The organism is Flexilinea flocculi, assembly GCF_001192795.1.
GTDB classification, from domain to species: domain Bacteria; phylum Chloroflexota; class Anaerolineae; order Anaerolineales; family Anaerolineaceae; genus Flexilinea; species Flexilinea flocculi.
Genome location: NZ_DF968181.1, coordinates 1,080,674 through 1,101,923 on the forward strand (window position 1 = coordinate 1,080,674; position 21,250 = coordinate 1,101,923).

Consider the following 21,250-nt stretch of genomic DNA (forward strand, 5'->3'; position numbering starts at 1 on the left):
ATGATGACCAAACCAAGGATTCTTTACAAGCGAATATTACTTTGTGTTTTCGTTGTTTTCCTATTGACTGGTTGTGTTTCAGAACAACAATCAACCAAAGAACCCACGACCCAGATATTTTTTTCCACAGCGATCAGAGCCACTCACCCTTATGCAACTGCTACAGTTTTATCTCCTGCTCAGACATTGGTTCCAGTAATGACATCCACATCATCGCTAGATAAAGCCTCTTTTGTTAGTGAGAATTATCCAGATAATTCAATTTTGAAACCTGGCGAGGCATTTACAAAGACCTGGGAGATAAAAAATACTGGCGCTTCTACATGGACCACGAATTATCATCTGGTGTTAATTGCTTCTCCAGAGGGAAATACGCTAGGATCTGTTCCCCAGATTAGTTTCTCACAACAAACTTCACCAGGAGAGACAATGTTACTCTCTGTTCCCTTGGCCGCACCTCAATCCGAGGGGATTTATAGTGTGTACTGGGCGATAATAAATGAAGCCGGGGAAATAATCCCTGTAGATGGTAGTAATTTATGGGTAAAAATCCATGTCAGTAAATCTGGCCAAAATTCTTCATCAGTTTCTGGCGGGGAGATATCTGCTAATGGTATCACCATTACAATAACAAATATCTCTACTGATGAGCAAACCACCACAATAAATCTATGCTTATCGGTATCATTGCATACATACTCATTGGATCGAAGTCCGAAATTATTGATTAATCAAGTTCAGGTACCTTTTGTATCTGGGGGCAGTGATTTTTCAAGCGGAGAAGGATGTATGGTAGTTACCTACCAGGCAGGCGCAAACGACATTGAGAAATCTAGCGATGTGAAGTTGATTATGGATGGCAGCCTTCGAATGTCTCCTCCACCTGGTGATCCGAATGTGGCTTGTCAGACTGCCCGTCAAAATCTGATCATCGAATACCCAGGTATCAATTTTCAATGTAATTTCAGCATGGCAGGTTATTATACTGATCTAGAATTGCCTAGTGGAATGACACAGACACTGGCAAACTCTATAATAATCGACACAATTGAGGGGGCGATTTATGGGCCATGGACGATAAAAATCAAATGAGTGCTGCATTGAAAAAAACTTTATACATCAGTAAAATACTAAATGGATTGTTGATCGTCTGCTTTGTTGTCACTGGGTGTAATTATCAATGGGTAAAAGATCTTTCTGTTGAAAGGACTTCAACATCCGTTAATAATGCCAATGTAGATCTAGAAATCACCTGGGCTTACCGCGATGAAGGCCGTCTGGGAATAGAGATCCTTGTGAAAAACTATCCACTTGCCCAGGAAGCCACTCTACAATGCCCAATTACGCGTATTGATCTAGAGAACGGTGGGAAAAGCTATCTGCTCTACAAGAATCCTGATCAGATCTCCCTGGATGAGCTTTATAAAATCAAAAGCCATAACAATTGGTATTGCGCAATTAAACGACATCAGGGTGGATTTACCGATTACCTATTTAGCCTGACTCATTTCAATGAAGATCGTTCTTTGCCGGATGGTACTAATTATTTTCAAAATGACCCCTTACCAGAATTATTCGATTCATCCGATATCCTTATTGAATTGGGTCAAGTAAACGCATTATTTGGACCACAATCAATGGTTACCTTACCCTCTCTGGGTTCTTTTACTCTCAACGTAAAATACGCTGAAATAAAAGAAAAACTAACGTGGCAAAATTCACAAAAATTTATCGGGGATAGCATTGTCATCCAGGTAAATCGAGTAGCCTTGAATCCATCAGTGACCTGGCTGAACGCTTGTATCATGATACCCGATAATCACAATTGGATTCCTCAAGCAAAACTAGAATCAAATGGATATTTAGCCTATTCTACAGATTACCTGCCCATATATCCTGCATACCCTTCCACATCTTTCGTGAGTGATCAGAGGTGTTTTATTTTTACCATCCCTTATAGTTATTCTATAGGTTCTCCACTATCAGATTTCCAAATAGGAATTAATCAAGTGATTATTGATAACACTAATCCTGGACAGGTGGAGATGAAAGATTGCGAAGCTGTGAGTAGAGAAATTAGAGAACTGAAAAGTATTCAAATTTACTGCTGGAAATATGAAACGAACGGTCAGCCACAACACTGGTTTCAAGTGGTTTCTTATCCAGATAATATGACCTACCAAGAAGCATACGACATGGTCGAAACCGCATTTACCACCACAATTGTTGGCCCATGGATGTTGTCCATTGATTTCCAATCAGCTACGATAACCTCGCCTACTCCTTACCCGCCGGTAGAAAAGCCAGAGGAATTAATCGACGTTATACAATCCACGCCTTCACCTTAGCCATCAGCGTAAATTGTTCATTGGAGAAACACTGGATTGGGTAGAACTAGAGCATCCACTCCCACTCACTACCCAAGTATAAGAACTACCTCCAAAATTGGTATTATCCCAATCGATACCAATTACCACTTGGCTGCTTGGTGAAACCCCTCCACTGTAAAAATTTAAGATTTCATCAGTGACTGCTTCTGGTTGAATGGAGCTATTGAGTTGTACTCGGCCATTCGTAGCCGCATAAATTGAATCACCAAAATTATCAAAACATTCTGCCTTGATTACCCTTGAAGAACCATTACCACCCTCTTCAATTGGAGCAATTAAGGCATAACAATGTTGCCCACTATTGTTTATTCCTGTTGGGCTTGCCGCGGTAAGAAATAATGCAAGGAATAGTCCCGCAAACAAATAAAGGAAATTTCTCTTCTTGTTCATTGATTATCCTCCCATTGGTCATTTTGTGCTTTAAGTCATACCATTTGAAGCGTTAAATCTTTGTAAAGTTTTAACATTCGAAACCTAGTAAACAAAATTCAAGCATTTGTAAAACTTTACGAAGACTTAACACCTGATTTGTTATATCTATATTTAGATGGTATGGAAACCAACTTAGTTTAGGTGGTAAATCAAGGACAACAATCGCGAAAGACTGGTATGAATGATTGCCAAATTATTTCTGGATAATTGGCAAAGACAATGTTTCTCTTGTGAATAGAACGGAGGTAAGATTACGCAACCTTTTTTCTGTAAATTCGAGTCAGAAATATCCATGTTTCTTTAACAATCCACGGATTTCGCAAAACAATACCTTTTCCCGATCTGCCATTCTTCGCTGGTTTCCATCAACAGCGCCGTCACCAGCCGTAAACAGGACGCTTCATTCGGAAAAACGCCAACCACCCTGGTGCGACGCTTGATCTCTTTGTTCACACGCTCCAAACTATTCGTTGTGCGAATCGACCTGCGGTGCTCCAATGGAAAATCAAACACGGTAAATCCTTCTGTCAGGTTCTCCTCCATCCAGGCAGAAAGCCGAGGAGCAGAGATCGCATATTTCTGGACAGCCGCTTGCAAGCCCTTTTCAGCAGCATTCCGATCCGACGCATTGAAGATCGCCCGGATATTGGCAGCAACTTCTGCTTTCATGGATTGTCTGGGAACGTAGGAACCCGCATTCTGCTGCAAATGGAACTGGCAGCGCTGCCATGGCACACTCCCGAAAACAGCTCTTCTTGCAGCTCCCAGACCCTCATGACTGTCACTGATAATCAGTTTCACTCCATTCAGCCCCCGATCTTTTAAGCTTTTCAAGAAGTCTTTCCAGTGGATTTCCTGTTCGCTCAGAGAGACAGAAACCCCCAGGACTTGCCGCTCGCCTTGGGGAGTGATCCCGGTGGCAATCAGGACCGCAGCGTCCCGAATTTGGCTGTTTTCACGCACTTTCTCATAACGAGCGTCCAGATACAGGTATGTTATTGCTCCAAGCGGCCGATTTCGCCATTCCTGTAAGGTCTGATCCAATTGGGCGGTGGCCCGACTGACCTGTTCGGCGGAAATCTCAAAACCACATAACCTCTCGGTGATTTGTTTCACTTTGCGGGTTGAGACCCCCATCACATACATCTCCGCCAGGGTGGCTGTCAAGGCTCGCTCACTGCGCAACCCTTTTTCCAGGGCAGTCGGATAAAAACCTCCTTCCCGTACCTGGGGAATGGCAAACGTCACTTCGCCCACCCGAGTTTTAACCGTCTTGGGTTTGAAGCCGTTGGCGTGACCTTGTCGCTCCGCAGTTCGTTCGTACTCATCGGCATGCAAGTATTTTGTACGTTCTGCTTGCATGAGGTTGTTGAGCAGCACTCGTAACATCTCTGGAACTGCTTGAAGTCCATTCTGGGTAATCTCCGCTACTAATTCCGGAGACAGGCTATAATCATTTTGGTGAGTCATTGGGTTCTCCTTATTTGGTTTGGTCGCCGTTTAAGGATACTTCTGACTCACCTCTTTTGTTAAGGTTCATGATTTTACAGAAAGAATGATACACCTACTCGGATGTCATAAAGGTGGGCACGAGAAGACGGGAAAAGGGTACTTTTGGAAAAATAGTTTGGCAATACATGTCACAAAGTTTGGCACTGTCCTTTTTTCTAATGTATTTTGAAAAGGCACTGTTCCATTAAAGCGTGGTAAAGATAATCATTAAAAACGGTCAAAAAGTTTTTTCTTTAAAATATTTCATAAGAGTTTTGTTAATAATTGTCAAAACGCTAATTATTTCAGAACATAATTGCTATAATGTAAATATCCAAATGATTAAAAGAACTTTTTCGGGGAAAGAATAGGAGTAAAACCAATAAGACTATTCAAATAGGTTTTAATTTCAGAATAACTTTTAAAACTATTTATTTTCACCTAAACGGTGGTTCACAAAAATCATTCAAACCTAACGGAAGGGAAAACATAAAATGGGCGTTGGAGAAGATTTCAAAACTTTTTGTGACAATCTTGCAATATCAAGACGAGATGTAATTTCGAGCCGATGTAAGGCAATCACTCAACGATTAAATAAAGACTATTATGGATATGATTCTGAAATATATAACAGTTTCTATGGCGGCTCTTTTGGACGAGGAACGGCCATTAATTCCACAAGTGATGTAGATTTATTGTTTGAACTTCCATCATCTGTTTATCATCAATACGATAACTATTCAGGAAACGGTCAATCGGCACTTTTACAAGCCGTAAAAAATTCAATTAAACAAACCTACGCTTCATCAGAAGTTGGTGCTGATGGTCAAGTTGTTGTTGTAAGCTTTTCTGACGGAATTGTGTTTGAAGTTTTGCCTGTATTTTTAAACACTTCAAATTCGTACACGTTTCCCGATTCAAACGATGGCGGAAGTTGGAAAACCACAAATCCAAAACCCGAAATTAAGGCTATTCAGGATATGGATAATTCTTGTAATGAAAATTTAAAACGATTATGTAAAATGATGCGTTCATGGAAAATTCAGTGGAACGTGCCAATTCGGGGATTGTTAATAGATACACTAGCCTATAACTTTATTAGTAGTTGGGGAAGTCGTGATAAATCATATTTGTATTACGATTGGTTGAGTCGTGATTTTCTTTTTTATTTGAACCAAAGGGATGCTAACCAGTCATATTGGTTAGCTCCAGGGTCAAATCAATATGTTTGGCGGTCTGGAAATTTTGAATACAAAGCCGGACAATGTTACAATCTTGCGCTTGAAGCAATCCAACAAGCAAAAGACAATAAAACTTGGTCAAGCAAACAAACATGGAGAAAGATCTATGGAACAGACTACCCAGAATAATAGTAGTGAATTGGTCATTCTTGAAGGGCAAATTCGAGAATGTTATGGGAGAGTTGTTTACACCCATAAAACTCACGAAAAATGCTCTGACCAACGAGTAAAAGAACAACACAGGTTAAAATTGTCCCAAATTATTTTTTCGGCAATTACTACCTGTGGGTTAATCGTAGTAATATTTGGCAATCCCGAAGCAAGTAAGGTGTCAGCGATACTATCTGCGCTTTTTTCTGCATCATTGTTTGCCTTGAATACATATACGAAAGAGACAGATTATGGCGCACTTGCACAGAAACACAAACAAACTGCAAGTAAATTGTGGGATGTCAGAGAATCATATCTGTCTTTACTTACGGACTTGAAGATGAATTGTTTATCTTGTGAATCCGCCAGAAATAAAAGAGATGCACTTCAAAAGATTTTAGTGGAAATTTATGAAGATGCACCTAGAACTACCTATTCCAGTTATCGTGATGCTAGTGGGGGATTAAAAAATAAAGAGGAATTGACTTTTTCAGACGGAGAAATTGATAAATTTTTACCTGTTGAGTTAAAAAGGACTTGATTATGTTGAATAGAAAAAGCCAAAGGTTACATGACTTCGGTTTCTTTTTCTAAAAAAGGGTTTTTGATTACTGAAGTACGGTGCCTAACTTGATGTCCTCATCGCCAAACATTATGTCGACAGAACCAAACTATGGGACATCCTATAAAAACACAAGCAAATTACCAAAGATTATTCAAAGATATGTGATGGATTTTACATCCATGCTTATTTTAAGAAAAATATAAGCATGGTCGTAAAAATCACTTGGTTATTTCAATTCCCCTAATTTTTCCCAATAAGGTTCTTCCGCTGAGGATTCCTCTTTATATCGATAGATTGGTTCAAAATATACGTCACCGTTCTTCAAATCCTTGGACACATTGGATATGGCAATCACCCGGCGAACTTCGTGACGGATACCGATCTGTACCAGCAAATCAACCGCATCACAAATCATCTGATTGGCTTCGTGTGGCTTTACTCCAGCATCCGCGCCCATGATCGTTGCGAGCCTCCGGGCAGCTTCACGCGGACTGTCCGCATGGAAGGTACAAGCTCCACTGTGGCCTGTCATCAAGGCCCGGAACAAACTCATGGCAGCCACGCCATCACGCACCTCTCCAATGACCAGATAATCAGGCGACATTCTCATAGCATCATCGACTCCGTCTGCCAGGGTATACGGCCTGACGTCCGTGCCAATCGCCTGTGGGCGGGCTTCCACCGTCTGGACGGTTGGACGATCCACCCAGATTTCCTCTGGGTCTTCGATCTTCACGATGCGCCAGATTGTAGGCAAGAAATTGCATAATGCACTAAGCAGAGTAGTCTTTCCGGTTCGGGTTCCTCCGGAAATCAGGATGCGGGATCCTTTCTCCATGGCCTGACGAAGAACCTCCATCATTTCGGAACTCATCATTCCACGCTCTAATAACCACTCTGGTTTGACCGGCTTTTGTTCATAAAGACGGATATTGATAGAAGGATTACGACCTGGCGGTGCAATGACTGGATGAAGCGCCTTGATCCGTCCACCACCTGGATTATGTGTCGTTGCCGGCAGTTTGGCATTGATACTTGGGTTGGTCTCATTCAGAGTTTTGTTTTGCGGACCAATCAAGCGATCCAACACACGCCAGATTTCACCTGGTTCAGGCCGCAGTTCGATGGTCTCCCAACGGACCGAACCTTTACGCATGATTTGAAGAAGACCGCTGGAGTAAATGGTGATTTCAGAGATATCTGTGCGAGCCGGCGGCAAAAGCAAATCTAAAAAACCCAATCCCAATATCCGCCGGGTGAGTTCCTCAGCAATGGTAGCTTCCTGAAGGGCACCAGGGCGGCAGTTGCGTTTTCTTAGCGCCGCAGCTATCTGTGCCTCGACTCGCTCCCGAATGCGCTGCCGGTCGGTTTCATTTGGACTCTGAAGAACAGAAGTTGGGAAATCATGGTTGATCAGATCGATCACCTCGTTGAAAACTTCAGACCGGATAGATTCGTCCAGTTTATTCCCGTTCGTGGCAGTATCGTACAAACCTAATATTCCCGGCATAGGTAACCTCCAACATTAGAAACTTTTCCTACTCAAGAGACAAAAATGTTATTCTACGTAAATCGTATTTTGGGTAGTCGCAAAATACCCTTTTTCCCATCCGCACGCGCAAGATTGTTTTCCACCAAGGGAAATAAAGTGTTGATGATGGCGCGGATCCCTTTGGCAAACTCATCCCCTCGCGTCACCGGCATCAAGCCATCATCTTGTGCCTGAGGAACACCGGGATCAAAAGGTACAATGGCTGCGATGGGTGGAGCCCACCCCAAGGATTTGGAAAGCTCTTCCTGGAATAATCGGGGGGTAAAGCTGCTGCGATCAGAAGTTTGGTTTAGAACCAGGTAAATCGAATCTCGGGCCAGGCGTTTCTCACTTTTTAAGCCGGTTAACAATAAGGTGAGGGTGTGGCGAATCGCAGTTAAGTCAGCCAGAGTAGGTCTGGCAACGATCAAGGCATAATTGGCAAAGATGATTGAATGCATCATCCACAAATCTTCTGTGGTTGGCACATCCATGACAATAGCGGCATAGCGACCATCTTCAGAGTCAATCAGCATCCCATTAATGCTGCCTTCTCCAGTTCCTTTACTTGAGCTTTCAAGAATGTGCATGTATTCCAGGGAGGATTCTGGCGCTAGCAAGATCTCTAAATTTTCCTTGCGTTGGATTGCAGCCTGAAAAGCTGCCTTGCCCGGACGATCAAAGTATTCGGTTAAATTAGGGACATACCGTAATCCTAAATGGGGCGCAGCAGCTGGTGGCAACCCCATGGACACCAGCAACGTTTTCACGCTGAGGCGGACAGATAATTCATAAGCCAGGTTTTCAGCAATGGTTGAGCAACCAGGCCCACCCGCGTGCGATAGGACAGCGATCCTTTTCGTGCCGGTGATGTACGCAGATGTTCCGCTGTTGGAATAGCCGGATACCCCTTGCTGCATAGGTGCAGCTTGAGTCAGGCTTGCCCGGGCTGTCATCGCAGCACCATAAGCAGCCTGGATGATCTCAGTCCAGTTAACCGGCGCGACGAAAACGCCACGCACAGTATCCACTTTGGTAAAAGCTCCCTGAAAATCCTTTTGGGCCAAAGGCAGTACTACAATCGCAATGCCGCGCCAGGCTGAAATTTTCTGAAGGGAACGAATCAGGGTATCCGGATCAGGGGCGATATCTGTTTGGACGATCACCAGATCCGGCCGCAGGTTGTTCAAGTTCGTCTCGAACATGGACCATTGAGCGGCGTGACCTGAGATCATAAAGCGTTGGTCTGCCAGGATCGGCTGCTGCATCTGGTAGTAAACAACATCATGACCGGCTCCTGCCAGCATGACGGTGATTTTATTGGTTTGGTAAGCGTTATCGCTCATTGTGACCTATTTCTTTCGATAATCGTTCATCTCGTTATACAACTCACCCAGATTGAGGGTAATCACGTCCGCAACATCCAACGCCAACCCTGAGGTTGGTTCCAAGGCAAGGTGAATAATGCCATATTGGTCGAGAGCAGCCAGCAAGGTTGCCGGATCAACCTTGAATCCTGGAGTTACCTCGATCAACCCCGTGGGAACATCCAGAACGATCACACTACCTTCCTGAGCTGACATGCTTGTTCGAGCAGAGGAAAACAACTCTTCTTCACTGGCACCGGCAGGAACCTCTTCATAACGAAACGATTGAGGCACTAAAAGAACTCGCACACCTGTGATTGCCAACCGAGCGAGAGGAGAAGCCGGCGGAGCGGGGGTAGGAGTTGGGGTAGGTGTTGCGGTCACGCCAGGAGTGAGGGAAACAATGGGTGAAGTAAATTCAGCAATCGGCGCTGTGAACACAGAGGTGGTACTCTCCTTGAGAATATCTGGGGAAATCATACCAATCACCGTAACGGTCTGTCCTGGACGAAGTAAGCCAGCCACACCGCTGGCCAGGTCGACATGGATCGCCAGAGCAACATGCCCTTCTGGAAGTTCAGCAGGAATACCTGCACTGGCAATCTCTCCCAAAACAGAGGCAACGATCAGATCCCCCGGAGCTCGTCCTACAGCCAGGATCTTCCCGGTCACATCTTCAATTTTTGAAGTTGCATCCGCAGGTTTAGCTCCCATCGGGATGGTGCGCAACTCGACCAATTGGTCAGTCAGAACGGTTCCAGGGGCGATGGCGACTTTAGCGATCACCACCTGGGTTGGACGGATCACCCCGTTCAAAAGAGCGATCACAAGCAAACCGATGACAACAGCAAGTACAATTGCGGCAATGGGGGAACGTTTTTTTGTTTGCATGAATTATTCTTTCTCCTTTTTAAAAAACCATTGGATTCAGTATGCCCCGACGCGAAGCGTCAGTGGGATCGATTGGTCGCCAAGATGTCAGAAGCTGTCCGTTCCAGGGAAACAGTTCCCAATTCCTGGGTAATCTCGAGGTCAGAGGGTTCATTACTACGGATGATCATTGGGCGGACTAACACTGGTTCCAGCCAGAATACATCATCGCTGTAACCCAACTTGGCAATCGCATACGTACGCGGAATGCGCGCCAGGTAGCGTTTGTATTCGGTATTGACCAACCCTTTTTCGGAGCGGCCTAAATGTGGCAAGATCAAATCCCGATCTTTGGGATCTTTGGTTTGGAACACAAATACATTCGCACAGGAGGATAGGATGCCTGAGGGTAACTCGCTTACGGTTTGAGCCATCAGATGCAGAAAAACGTTGTATTTTCTTCCGTCACGCCACATCGTTTGAAAAAGATGGCTGACCGGGTTACCCGACTCTCCTGATCCCTGATCAGAAGCGGCTCCACCTGAGACGCCAGTTAGGACTTTATTCGCTTCTTCAAAGAAGATTTGCATGGGTGGGAAATGTTTGCCGCCCAAAGCTTCGCGCCGGCGGGTGACCGCATCCGAATACAATATGCTGGCCAATAATGAGAGCAATGCTGCTTTGGAGTATTCATCCATTTCAGCGCCACCTTCGATGACAATGACTCCCCAGGGATTTTCAGCGCTGCCCATCAATCCCAAATCTTCCACACCGGTTCCACTGGCTGAAGATCCATATTGCTTTGCCATATGTCCTTCGGAGAACTGCTCCAATCGAAGGAGAACACCCTCCAGACTGGTACGACTTACCTGATCACGTTCAAGCTTCTCTTTGTAGGTCCGCAGACGATCAACCCATTTGGAAACATCCAATTTCCGACTACGATAGACAGCTAGAGCTTGTAGTTCGGAAGGCGAGAGACTTTCTAATAAGGTTCCAGGATGAAGGTCATCCAGAGTCTCACCAAGACTCTGACGCTCATAGCGGATTAACTCCACTTCATGTTCATCCTGAAGATGTCCTAAGGGACCATTCTGCAGCTTGGGATCGCCGGTCAGAACGCCTGCCTCATAATACAATTCGGTTAGCGCACGGCGCATGAAACCCAATTGTCTGGCTCCCATCCTGCCAGCATTCGCAAATAGCTCAGCCACCATGCTGCGGTAGCGACCGGGTTCTATCCTTTTCGGTACTTGCAGGATATTCCACCGGAGAGGGCGAGGGGAACCGGGGTAGAGCTGACGGATATCCACATGTCCAAGACTGTCTTCTGAACTTATCGGCCCCACGCCTGGCCAGTTCAAAGCTTTACGCCAGCCCTGTCCGAAATCCAGCACAATGGTGCGGTAATGCCAGAAACGGGTCGTCTCATAAGCCAGGCGTTCAGCAGCGATGGATTTTCCAAAACCGGTGTCCCCGACAAATGCAGTATGAAAATGGCGGTCTGGTGATAACTTTAGAAAAGTATCTGTTAATAGACCTGTTTCACTCGACCACTGCCGGGCGAGGGTGATATTCCCAGGCATATCCGGATAAAAAGCAAATGCTGGGGTTTCTTCCTGGGTGGTGAGAGCTGATCCCTGCTCGAACATGCCTGGAGCGGTATAAGCTGCCACCTGAAGCATAGTGAGTAAGGTTGAATCTGCATACCCACTCATTGCCTCTGGAATCGTCTCGATGCGGGTCGATGGGGTGAACGCACGGGCATGTAAGCCGATATAAGCCTGTTCCGGATCGGTTAACGCACGGGTTTGCACACCTGCGACGACATCCTCGGTTCCATGAAACGCTTCTGGGATGAGCCCCATCATCGCCTGAATGCCTTGTTCGCTGGTGGCCAAAGCATACAAATCTGTATAAAAAGCGCCTTCCCGACTGGCAATATCCAGTAACTTGCGTTGAGTTCGCATGATATCCGTAAGGAGGATATAAGGATCATCCTGCCATTGATAAGCGTTTGAAAGCGAGAAAGAAGGAGCTACACCAACACTCATCCCAGCGCTTATTCCGCGTCCAATACTTTGCCCCAAGCCAACTCCATCGGTCTCAGATCGAGCTGTGCTTTTTGTATCTGCATGGCTCTGGGTGGTAGAGGTACTGTTGGTGTCAGCCACTGAATCCGTCTCAGATCCAGAGGTTGTCCAAGCTTCCGACTGCGTGGATGAATGGCTTTGGGAAGTCGTATTCGATTGGCTCTGAGTAGTACTCTGCGAAACGGTGTCTGCCTGGCTGTGTGTGGACGAATGCATGCTCGAATCGGAAGATCCGCTACTGACGACCACACCATCTGCTGAACCCCAGTTCGCATTGCCCCCTACATTGGCCGACAAACCTACGCCGGCTGGAGCAATGCTCCCACCCACACCGCCATTTACGCCATAGGAGGAGCTATCCGTATGGGAGTTCGCTACACCGGACGAATCGGAGTGGGACGTTCCATCGGTTACTGCTGTTCCTTCGGTATGAGCTGTCCCTTGACTGACTGCAGTTCCAACCGTGGAAGACGAATCAATCGTATCGGTTTCGGAGATTCCAACCGTGTGCGCCCAACCGCGAGTGCTGGCATGACCCGTGGTGTGCGCCTGGCCCTCTGAATTTGCGACGCCATCTGTGGCAGCTTCACCCTGGGTGACGCCGCTCGAATGGTTTGTGCCATAGGACCTGGATGCGTTTTCAGCGAGTCCCCCAGTCAAAATGGCCGGCAGGCTGATTCCAAACGAAGCAGCCCGGGTTCCCAACTGACGGGAAGCGTAAACGGAGGTATCTTCCAACATACCAGCCAACATGCGGGTAATATCTTCAAGGCGAACATGATTTGTGAGCAGCATCAACAAGAACTCTTCTTCCAGGCTGCTCATACCGCGAAAGAGCAGTTCATTCTGTTGAATGGAATATTGTTGTGCACCCTGACTTCCAGACACTAATGGATCACGCAGCGAAGAATCTCCACCGCGGGCGTTTTCACGTGGATCTGGATGCCCGACAGCCACAATGGCATAAGGCATCTGCTCCAGAGCACGCGCTAACCATTGAGCCACTTCAGTTGAAAGTGGTTCAAGGCGGATTTGACGGTAAGCACCCACCAATCCGGCTCGTAAGGCAGATAGATCACGTAAAGAACGCTGGATAGCTTCATCTTTCTTTGGCGAAAACGCAGCGACTCCATAGCATTGAACAATTCCAACATTGGGGTTCTTAAAAACGCCGGCAGCCAGATAAACCAGATCCACTTGAGCGCCATATAAACCACGCAAGACCGTACGCATCTTCTGTAGGAGCCCAGCATCCCGGCGAGCTTCCAGAGAGATGTATCGTAATTGCAGTAGCCGGACCGCCCGGTATCCCTGATATTCCCGCGCACCTTCCCGCTCTGTGACACGAAAGACCAGATAGTCCAGCTCATTTCGGTCGTTGAAATGTAGCTCTGTGCCTTCCACTTCCAGGTCATTTGGAATGGAGAGAGGGTCATCTGTTCTCAGCCATGGTATTTTTTCGGTCAGTTTTCCAATAATCATCGTTCTCTTATCTCCGTACTTGGCGTTCTGCCTCATCAATTCGCCAACTTAACCAGCTGGTGAATTCGTGAGGCTGCTCTTGCTTGCGCAAGAGAAGCCCTGGATTGCTATTGCTTCACTGTTTCCCACCAGATTGCATCAACTACCTCATTCGTATTTGGTTCGACAACCACCACCTGTGGTGAACGCTGGCGATGGGGAGATGATGCTCGCTGGTCTTCACGAGTTGCGGAACGTTGCTCAAATGTTTCTTGTGGGTAATCTTCATTCCCTTTTTCACTTCTCTTTTCGGAAGTATTCCAAGGTCGAAGCCGGAACAAGAGACTCATCTGGGCAATTAGCGCCGCAAATGCAGTGATGATGAGGACGCCTGCCATCAGGATGATCATGGCGATCACGCCTAAAGCAGGTCCGCGCAGCAAATCCATCAGTTGTGACATATTGACCTCCAATCGTTGAAATAGAATCTGGCGTTAATCAAGAATTTCCGACGTTCATAAGACTCTCACCTAAAAAGGTAGAGTAATAAATCAAGCAAGCTCACGATTTTGTGTGCTGGTTTCATCTATCACCCTATCTTCTGGTTCTATAGCGATTGATCAACTCACTTGCACCTGCCAATGGATTGACCAACGACATCGGATTGATCAGAACTTGCTGCAGCAACATGGCAAAATAACCTAACGGGATCACCAACCATAAAGCCCAAAGAATGATCGTAGTTACATTTCCGCGTGTATTCGCAATCACAGCTGATGCGCTTTCAGATGTCCCTATCAGTGCAGCCCATTGATCTGCTGATAATTGAGCGGTGTATGCCAGGTAAAGCCGGCTTCCGATGACGGCCAGGGAATAAATAGCAATTCCCGATTTCATATTCCACAAAAGGGTATGTTCCTGCATGTGCACCAGTAAGAGGATGATTGTGCCAGCGATCCACATCGCTGCACCCAGCCAGGGGACCGGTGCTCCCATCCCCCATTGGCTAATTACCCACAGCACCAGAATAATCGCCGTCGTGATTTGAGCTGTGTATAAATCCGGAGTAGTTGCTTCCCGCCCACTTCGTCCAGGTCGGAAAGCTGCTCTGGATTGCACACGTTGATCCACAAAACGGATGATCAACCCTGCGCAAAGAATACTTACCAGAGCAGCTCCAGATTCGCCAAGCCAGTAAACGGTTGCGAGAACACCGTTCAACAGGTAAGTAGGCAGAGCGGCGAGAAAATCTCCAAAGACGACAAAATAATCTGTCATGAACTAATGCCTCCTTACTTGTCATAATCGTTTCGTGGACACCACAACCCAATCACCAGTAATAAATAGATGACGGCCATGAAACCCAGGACGACTGTCAGCAACACACCAACCGCAATCGATAAAATCTGCATTTTGACCTTTATGGCACCAGCGCCGGAAGAGCCACATATACTTGCATCGTTCCAACAATCCCTACTCGCCTCGGTTGGGTGATTGGAACTCCGCGGAAGCGAGTGCCCGTGGTCACTACGTCCATTCGCAAGTTGAAGGTTCCTGGATCTGCAAATGGAACACGGAGTGCCTGACCAGTAGCAGTGCAGGTGCCGCCACCATCACATCCGCCTGTCCATGAACCAATTCCGGGAATCAGGGTGAAATTTGCCTGGTGGACGAAGGCTTCATAATGGGTTTGCCCTAATCTACCTGTGATCCAATCCTGGCTGGCACCATCCAATGCTGCAGTAGCTTGCAGGGATGCTACCGCATCCGGTAGATGTTCTACATGTGTCCGGCATTCCTTGAATACCATTTCAGTATCTGAGACACCATCATTGATAGCTGATCCAGCTCCGGTATTGCAATTGGCGGTTTCTCCGGAACTGGCTGAGCGGCAAACATCTCTTTCTTCATAAATCGGTTCATACCAGGTGAAAATCACTGGAGGAACTGTCACCCTGACCTGGATATCTGCACCGCGGCGGTTTTCGGTATCTTGTCCCACAACCAGGGGATTGTTCGGCGCAGTTTTTTGAATGACGAGGACAGGTTGTTGCATAGAAACCGTTGGGTCAGGACACTCCCTTGGGGGAGGAGGTGGGGTGACAATTCCCGAGCACCCCCCTGGAATGGCCGCACAGTTTTGGGAACCATTCAAATACAACAAATACAACGAGCGGAGAGCGCCATCATTCCAAGTCATTTGAAGCAGGGTTGTGATGAATCCCCACCCGGAGAAATAGGTCCACACATCTTGCAGACCATTGAGAACCGCTCCCCAGAATTGATCCGGGCTGGTGTACTCTGGATGTTCCGCCTGTACCTTGCTCCAATCCAGATTGTCGCCGGCAACAAGCCCAAGAAAAGAGATCAGGCTGCCGTAACCATTTCCCAGTGATCCATAAGAGCCGGTCAAACCGCTTTCTTGGGGGTTCATGGCCATAAAAAATAACGTCGAGGCAGAGGGTAAGACAACGATATTCCCGCTGGGTGTTTGATAACGGTGATAATTTGCATCAAGATCAATAGACTGGCCAAAGGGCAGTTCAATTGACATCCAATCGGGGTGATCTGTGGTAACTCCCAGATCAATCAAATCAGGATTCAGATTTCCATCCGGCTGAAAAACTTCTGACCAGGGATCAGTACCCTGAGCATAAACAGCAGATGGTATTAGCAAGGTCAAGACGACAATAATCAGGAAAAATCTTTTCACTACTTCTTTCCTTCTTCTACAGTTGTGGTGGGAGTTTTTCCCCCAGCGAGAATGGCATTGATTTCTTCTTCCATCAGGAAACGATCAAACTTCCAACCACTTTCTGTTTTCGCGAGAACAACATATGCTGTATCCTGGGTTTTATTGCTACCCGGTAAGGGAGAAGATAACGTGATGGTCATCTGCCAGACTTGCTCGGAACCATTGTCTGCTACTTTTTCTACTGCCTGAGAGGCAGCTGTGACCACAGATTTGGCATCCACGTATTTTTCCCACATACGGTCTGCGCCGGCCGAAAACAGCTCGCATCCAGCGGGAGTGCTTACTTCGCAGATACGCTCAAGCCAGGCTTCTTTTCCTTCCTGATAGTTCACCTGGAAGACCTGGTCGATGGCATTGACCGCTGCAGTAGACCCCAGACTGTCTTCGTTGGTTGCTGCTGCTGAACTCTGCTCCGTACGAAGTGGCCAGTTTTCGATCACCAGGATACCGACAGCAATGACAACTGCCAGGATGACGGCAATGATCAGATTGCGCTTTGAGACTGGAATTTCTTTCAATTTTTTCTCCTTTTCCGGTTAACGGGTTTGAAAGTTAGTTAAAACAAAAGCGACCATTCAGATCTCAACGCCTATTTACACGCACGCAAGTTGTGTAAACAGGGAAGAAGTTGATGGTCGCTCCAAGGATTTTTTGGAACAGCTGATGATTATCAGCGACCGAACAGATATTTGGTTGTGACTCTAATCATAGCAAGAAGAAAGCACCTATCCTAGGGGGACATATTTGACTAAATTAGGAAAAATGCGGAAATTAACTTGACAAAGAAATACTAGAGTATTACATTATAAATAACCTAACCGATAAGGAAAACGAGCATGCCGAAAACAAATTCTGCGAGTAAACCAGTACGATCTTTTCGAATAAGCCCAGAAGGCGTGAGTCAATTAAGAGCGATGGCAAGCGTTATGGGACGGAGTGAAAGCGATGTGATTGAGGTTGCTTTAGATCGAATGTATCGCGAGGAGATTCGTTATAACCGGGTCCTACGAGAAGGTGCCCGACCAGAAGATCAGTATCAGACAGATAAAGAGAATGAAGGAGAAAATGAAATTCATCGTAGTGATTCTTAAGTTGATTGGATGGGTTGTCAAAACTGCAGTCATCCTGGCGATTTGCTCCAGTATTTTATTCGTTGCCTACAAAGGAAACCAGCCTATGCAGGTTCCTGAAGCTCCGAAGGGGATGACTTACTTTGCATTCGTTGCTGACCGGATAGATGCCGCAAAAACGGTAGAACCTTCCCGGTGCGGGTGGGGCATGATGTTATCTCTAGCTGCTCTGGGTCCAATTTATTCATTTGTTTATACCGAAGTTGGCATCCACCCGGATGGAGCTCTTGCGCGAGGCACAGCCCCAGATCCAGATATTCCTTAGGATGTCGCAAATGCTAAGTGGTATGAAGTGCCTGGTATTTGGTGGAATACGGTTGAAAAATTATCATGGACGATGGTTGGGTAGCCGGCAACGTATGGATGTAAGTTTAGGCCGGTACAATATGCAAAAAACTAGTGTTCGGATTATGCCTAATCCTGATAAAATGGGTCCCTATCCCAGTCTTGTAATTGTATGGGATTCAAGTATAATATTGTCAACAGTACCCACCACGCCTCTGCTTTGCATGCGCACCGAGGTGGGTCATTTTTTTCCAGGTAGATAACTGTCATGTCGCTTAAACCGGCTTTAACAATTCAAAACCAAATTGATCTATTACGTAAGAGGGGGATGATAATCGACAGCGATTCAACTGCCTCAACTTTCCTCTCATCCAATCACTATTATCGCCTTAACATATACTTTCATAAGCTGATGAATTCACCAGATCATTTTCGTGATGGAACGCGATTTTCTCAGGTTATGGCTATTTATAATAATGATAGTTGGCTTAGAAATAGATTATTAACTATCTTGGAGCCAATAGAGATTAAAACACGAACTCAGATTTCACATTACTTGGGAATTACATATGGATCAGATGCATTTTATCAAAAAGCAATTTGCAAAGATGAGGCGATCTACCAGGTCATTTTGGATAATTTTACAAACGAAATAGCTCGTAATTCTAAAGACCCAGTAATAAAACACCACAAAACAAATTATGGCGGTTACTTTCCAATATGGGTAGTGATTGAGTTTTTATCGTTCAATACCCTTTCGAAATATTACGGTAATCTTCAAGAAAGGGATAAAAAGATTATAGCTAGAAATAGTTTTCAAGTAAATGATTTTTTTCTAGGCCAATGGTTGCACGTGTTGAGCGTTCTCCGAAATATCTGTGCCCATTATGGGTATCTTTATCGCCGTGAGTATCCCTTGCGTCCAAAAATGTCTACAGAGTTTGGATGGGACTCTTCAAAAAACAATAGGCTTTTTGCAACTTTCTTAGTCATGCGCCGGCTTTCTGAAAAAGCCCCTTGGAATGAATTCATCCAGGAGATCGGTGATAGGGAAAAAACGGGTTCATTCTTTCATTTGAGAGATTACGGTTTTCCGGATGATTGGCGTTCCTATTTGGTCTAAATTTCCATTCAGCACACTCTTCCCCCTTAAGACTCTAGAGGAACGATGCAGATAGAACGGAGTGCACACCGTTCTATTTTTCATTTCCTCTCCGTTGAGAAAACCAGATACTTCCATCCTTTCCTGCACGCTTCCCATTTCGTAATCCATGGAGATTCGTCAGGAATGAGTTGAAATTTAACCCACTTAGAGCAAGATTTATTTCTCCCTGAATAGCTCTCTGACAGTTCAGATTATCACAAAAAACATACAGGTTTCCATTTGAAGCTTCATAAAACTTCATCCATTTCGTTTTTCGGGATATTTGATCCTTACTCACATCCCGCTCTACTTCGACGAATATTACCTCGCCGGTTTTTGGATCCACAGCAATAATATCTGGGATATAAGTTTCACCATTGGATAAATTAATAGCTTGTGCCCGTCCTTGAATTCTGTAACCTTCATCTACCAGGATTTCCCCAGCCTGAATATTCAGAATGGTATGTTCCGGTGAAGAATGGTGTCTTATTAGGGTATCAAATTCATTCTCCTTGGAAATTTTGCCAGATAATACCTGGTATGCAACTTGACCTTCCTGAGTCAAATGCAACACTGCAGGCTGATTTCCGCCAGAACTTGATCCTTGCTCAACAACGCCACTTATCTGTTCAACCAAGATTGGGAATTCATTTCCTTCCGGTGACATTAACCAATTCAAGGCTTCATCCAGGTTTTTGTTTGCAGTTGATAAGGAAAGGCGTTTTGCCATCTGCTTTATGATGGATGGTCGTAAAGCAATCCCCATTTCACCCATTATAAAAATTGCCGCCGATGTTTTTTCAAAGTTCTTGGATGACTGCCAGATTTTTACCCAATCTGGAACAGGCGTAAGGTCCCTCGATTCTTCAGTACCCGATTTTGGGGATTGAATGTCCTGGGCAACCTCATCTTTCTGAATCTGCCGAAGGGCAGCTAAGTGCGCTTCCAGTGCTACTTTCTCTGCCTGTGTGTTTTTTTTTGATTCCTGTGTGGCAATGAGCTCACGTTCCAGATCAGAATATTTCTGATTGAGTTCTTTCAATCGCTGTTTTAAATCATTTATTGCCTCGGGCTCAATTTTCTTCGATGCTGGCCCTTGCAAAGTTCGCAGCCGAACATGAATCAGATATGCCAGGTCATCATCGCTAAATGATTCCAATGGTCGGGTCGCTTTTTCGCAGGATTCGTCGTAATCCTGATCCAGAAGCCTTAAAAGTGCGACAAGATGTTTGTGGGCGTTTTCCCATAATTTCTGAGCATTGGCTTGCATTTTTTGCTCGTGCTCCTCGCTTTGCCCGATGATTTCTCTGGAGATCCGAATTGATTGGTTCCGATGAATTTCTTCTAACGTGAGATCAACCACTTGTTCTTCTCCAATTCCGACTTCATCTGGCGAGAATCTTCCAGTAATTGGATAGCCTGGTCCTGATTTTCTTGTTCTGGCGCGCTGACCCACTGTAGAGCGCTGCGAGCAGCTTCAAGATAACTCAGCGTTGTCAAGAGCATTTGCTCATGCATACCCATACCAATTGGGGGTACTCGGGTCCGATCAACCTGTTGAGCAAGTTCAACAGCATGCTGGAGGGCTTGTTGGGCGGATCTGGACTGTGAAAAGAGATCGCCTTGTTGGTCAGCAGCAATAATGTAAGCGATCTCGCCATCCAAAGTGTTCAACTCAGAAATCCATGCTATTGCAGATTTTCTGTAATCTTCTACTGCTTTTACCTCTGGCAAGAGAAGTACCGGTTTCCCCTGGTCATCCAATGGGGAGACGAACGCACCAATAATCGTAAAGATCACCGCAAGACCGAATAGTATCCAACCAAGTTTGTGCAGTTTTTCTTCAGAGATCTGGATTTCCGGTTCATTAGGACTATTCACTGTCATGACCGAATTCTCCAACTTCAAGGATCTGTGTGATGATTTCCAGATCGGTTACGGAATTTCGTTTTCCACGCTGTTTTAAATCTGCGATCACTTGTTTTCCGCGTTCATAATCAATATTGCGGATAAATTCAACTCGTTCGGCAACGACTTCAAATACAGGTGTCGTCGTGTTTGGCCGGTAGCGCAGTTGAATATGCCCTTCAACACCGATCCGGCTGCCTTTCTGAACATGTCCGTACACCAATTCAGCCAGGGTGCCATAAACCAGCACTCGTAATCCCTTAACCGGTTTTGATTCCGGGCTGCCATCGATCATCAGGTACAGGCGAACATAAGGGATAGGGTCCTGATTCTGGGGACGCAAATAATCAAAATAGATATCCCCGGTGATGTCACCCCGTTGCCATGTGAGATTTCCTTGCGCCATAATTCGTTGTCTCCTTATTGTGAATGTTTGT

20 protein-coding genes are annotated in these 21,250 nt (G+C 45.7%); 7 read left to right on the forward strand and 13 right to left on the reverse strand.

Going from position 1 to position 21,250, the window contains the following annotated elements:
• Both ATC1_RS09550 and ATC1_RS09555 read left to right on the forward strand, forming a co-directional pair.
• Positions 1-1,092 (forward strand): NBR1-Ig-like domain-containing protein, encoded by a 1,092-nt coding sequence (locus ATC1_RS09550; protein ID WP_062281010.1) that lies wholly within the window; start codon positions 1-3, stop codon positions 1,090-1,092.
• Complete coding sequence (locus ATC1_RS09555; RefSeq protein ID WP_062281013.1) at positions 1,071-2,348, forward strand: hypothetical protein; 1,278 nt, start codon at positions 1,071-1,073, stop codon at positions 2,346-2,348. Before ATC1_RS09550 ends, ATC1_RS09555 begins: the two co-directional genes overlap by 22 nt.
• Before the next feature lie 3 nt (positions 2,349-2,351).
• Here ATC1_RS09555 and ATC1_RS09560 read toward each other — a convergent pair whose 3' ends face one another.
• Complete coding sequence (locus ATC1_RS09560; RefSeq protein ID WP_062281016.1) at positions 2,352-2,780, reverse strand: hypothetical protein; 429 nt, start codon at positions 2,778-2,780, stop codon at positions 2,352-2,354.
• 342 nt (positions 2,781-3,122) lie between these two features.
• The gene (locus ATC1_RS09565; RefSeq protein ID WP_062278265.1) at positions 3,123-4,292 is read right to left on the reverse strand and encodes an IS256 family transposase; all 1,170 of its coding nucleotides are present in this window, start codon (positions 4,290-4,292) and stop codon (positions 3,123-3,125) included.
• A gap of 515 nt (positions 4,293-4,807) precedes the next feature.
• Between ATC1_RS09565 and ATC1_RS09570 the strand changes: the two genes are divergently transcribed.
• Positions 4,808-5,683, forward strand: a complete 876-nt coding sequence (locus ATC1_RS09570) for an SMODS domain-containing nucleotidyltransferase (RefSeq protein WP_062281020.1) — start codon at positions 4,808-4,810, stop codon at positions 5,681-5,683.
• The gene (locus ATC1_RS09575) at positions 5,661-6,245 is read left to right on the forward strand and encodes an SLATT domain-containing protein (protein ID WP_062281023.1); all 585 of its coding nucleotides are present in this window, start codon (positions 5,661-5,663) and stop codon (positions 6,243-6,245) included. The genes ATC1_RS09570 and ATC1_RS09575 overlap by 23 nt, the downstream gene beginning before the upstream one ends.
• Positions 6,246-6,495: 250 nt before the next feature.
• Here ATC1_RS09575 and ATC1_RS09580 read toward each other — a convergent pair whose 3' ends face one another.
• From ATC1_RS09580 to ATC1_RS09615, 8 genes are all read right to left on the reverse strand, one after another.
• Positions 6,496-7,488 (reverse strand): ATPase, T2SS/T4P/T4SS family, encoded by a 993-nt coding sequence (locus tag ATC1_RS09580; RefSeq protein WP_172667753.1) that lies wholly within the window; start codon positions 7,486-7,488, stop codon positions 6,496-6,498.
• 344 nt (positions 7,489-7,832) lie between these two features.
• Entirely contained in the window at positions 7,833-9,146 is a 1,314-nt protein-coding gene (locus tag ATC1_RS09585; RefSeq protein ID WP_062281029.1) for an AAA family ATPase, read from the reverse strand.
• Between the two features lie 6 nt (positions 9,147-9,152).
• Entirely contained in the window at positions 9,153-9,956 is an 804-nt protein-coding gene (locus ATC1_RS09590; protein WP_172667754.1) for an RcpC/CpaB family pilus assembly protein, read from the reverse strand.
• Between the two features lie 161 nt (positions 9,957-10,117).
• Entirely contained in the window at positions 10,118-13,612 is a 3,495-nt protein-coding gene (locus tag ATC1_RS09595; RefSeq protein WP_062281036.1) for a serine-rich protein, read from the reverse strand.
• 107 nt (positions 13,613-13,719) lie between these two features.
• Positions 13,720-14,052 (reverse strand): hypothetical protein, encoded by a 333-nt coding sequence (locus ATC1_RS09600; RefSeq protein ID WP_062281040.1) that lies wholly within the window; start codon positions 14,050-14,052, stop codon positions 13,720-13,722.
• 133 nt (positions 14,053-14,185) lie between these two features.
• Positions 14,186-14,869 carry a hypothetical protein gene (locus ATC1_RS09605; protein WP_062281044.1) on the reverse strand — a complete coding sequence of 228 codons (684 nt, stop codon included), beginning with the start codon at positions 14,867-14,869 and terminating at the stop codon, positions 14,186-14,188.
• A 142-nt stretch (positions 14,870-15,011) separates the two neighbouring features.
• On the reverse strand, positions 15,012-16,304 hold the full coding sequence (locus tag ATC1_RS09610) for a hypothetical protein (RefSeq protein ID WP_062281060.1): 1,293 nt from the start codon (positions 16,302-16,304) through the stop codon (positions 15,012-15,014).
• Positions 16,304-16,864 carry a hypothetical protein gene (locus tag ATC1_RS09615; protein ID WP_062281062.1) on the reverse strand — a complete coding sequence of 187 codons (561 nt, stop codon included), beginning with the start codon at positions 16,862-16,864 and terminating at the stop codon, positions 16,304-16,306. The genes ATC1_RS09610 and ATC1_RS09615 overlap by 1 nt, the downstream gene beginning before the upstream one ends.
• A 318-nt stretch (positions 16,865-17,182) precedes the next feature.
• Here ATC1_RS09615 and ATC1_RS09620 point away from each other — a divergent pair, with 318 nt between their 5' ends.
• The 3 genes from ATC1_RS09620 (at position 17,183) to ATC1_RS09630 (ending at position 18,884) form a co-directional block, all read left to right on the forward strand.
• Entirely contained in the window at positions 17,183-17,437 is a 255-nt protein-coding gene (locus ATC1_RS09620) for a ribbon-helix-helix domain-containing protein (protein WP_062281065.1), read from the forward strand.
• Positions 17,412-17,741 carry a hypothetical protein gene (locus ATC1_RS09625; protein ID WP_062281067.1) on the forward strand — a complete coding sequence of 110 codons (330 nt, stop codon included), beginning with the start codon at positions 17,412-17,414 and terminating at the stop codon, positions 17,739-17,741. The genes ATC1_RS09620 and ATC1_RS09625 overlap by 26 nt, the downstream gene beginning before the upstream one ends.
• Before the next feature lie 288 nt (positions 17,742-18,029).
• Positions 18,030-18,884, forward strand: coding sequence for an Abi family protein (locus ATC1_RS09630; RefSeq protein ID WP_062281070.1), 855 nt, complete (start codon positions 18,030-18,032; stop codon positions 18,882-18,884).
• A 73-nt stretch (positions 18,885-18,957) separates the two neighbouring features.
• On the opposite strand, the gene ATC1_RS09635 is transcribed toward ATC1_RS09630, so the two are convergent.
• The 3 genes from ATC1_RS09635 to ATC1_RS09645 are packed head-to-tail and all read right to left on the reverse strand — an operon-like array spanning position 18,958 to position 21,219.
• The gene (locus tag ATC1_RS09635; RefSeq protein WP_062281073.1) at positions 18,958-20,268 is read right to left on the reverse strand and encodes a hypothetical protein; all 1,311 of its coding nucleotides are present in this window, start codon (positions 20,266-20,268) and stop codon (positions 18,958-18,960) included.
• A complete protein-coding gene (locus ATC1_RS09640; RefSeq protein ID WP_062281076.1) occupies positions 20,250-20,792 on the reverse strand; it encodes a hypothetical protein in 543 nt (180 codons plus the stop codon). Before ATC1_RS09640 ends, ATC1_RS09635 begins: the two co-directional genes overlap by 19 nt.
• A complete protein-coding gene (locus ATC1_RS09645) occupies positions 20,779-21,219 on the reverse strand; it encodes a single-stranded DNA-binding protein (RefSeq protein WP_062281080.1) in 441 nt (146 codons plus the stop codon). Before ATC1_RS09645 ends, ATC1_RS09640 begins: the two co-directional genes overlap by 14 nt.
• Positions 21,220-21,250: the final 31 nt, after the last annotated feature.